General features: G+C 71.1%; 1 protein-coding gene. It reads left to right on the plus strand.

Annotated features, from left to right (window positions below):
• On the plus strand, positions 1-841 hold an 841-nt coding region (locus AC1D00_RS43270), incomplete at its 5' end, for a P1 family peptidase (protein ID WP_477014947.1).
• Between the last annotated feature and the right edge of the window lie 30 nt (positions 842-871).

Here is an 871-nt window from a genome sequence, read left to right on the forward strand (position 1 = left end):
GCTCGATCTCGCCAATACCGTCGAACGCGTCGACGCGATCGCGCTGTCGGGCGGCTCCGCCTTTGGCCTCGACACCGGCGGCGGCGTGCAGGCCTGGCTCGCCGAGCAGGGCCGCGGCCACCGGGTTCGCGAAGCGCTGATCCCGATCGTGCCGGGCGCGATCCTGTTCGATCTCCTCAATGGCGGCGACAAGGCCTGGGGACGCTTCTCGCCCTATCGCGATCTCGGCTACGCCGCGGCAGCCGCCGCCGGCACGGACTTCCCGCTCGGCAGCGTCGGCGCGGGCCTCGGTGCCACCACCGCGACGTTCAAGGGCGGGCTCGGCTCGGCCTCGGACGTGACGCCTGGTGGCGTCAAGGTCGCGGCGATCGTCGCCGTCAACGCGGTCGGCAGTGTCACCGTCGGCGACGGGCCGTGGTTCTGGGCGGCGCCGTTCGAGGTGGACGGCGAATACGGTGGACGCGGCCTGCCCGACAAGTTCACCGACGACATGCTCCGCATGCGCATCAAGGGCGGTCCCGCAGCGAGCGCGCGCGAAAATACCACCATCGGGGCCGTCGTCACCGATGCGGTGCTGACCAAACCCCAGGCCAAGCGGCTGGCGATGATCGCCCACACCGGCTTTGCCCGCGCCATCTATCCGGTGCATGCGCCGACCGACGGCGACGTGCTGTTTGCGGCTGCGACCTGCGAGAAGCCGATCGAGCCGCTGGTCGGCCTCACCGAGCTCGGCACCGTCGCCGCCAACGTGGTCGCACGCGCGATCGCACGCGGTGTGTATTGCGCGACGGCGCTGCCGTTCGGCGGCGCGCAGCAGGCGTGGAAGGACCGGTTTGGCTAGCGCCTCACATCAGGTGTCATCGCGCGGCGA

The sequence above is a fragment of the Bradyrhizobium sp. P2_E8 genome, assembly GCF_056403875.1.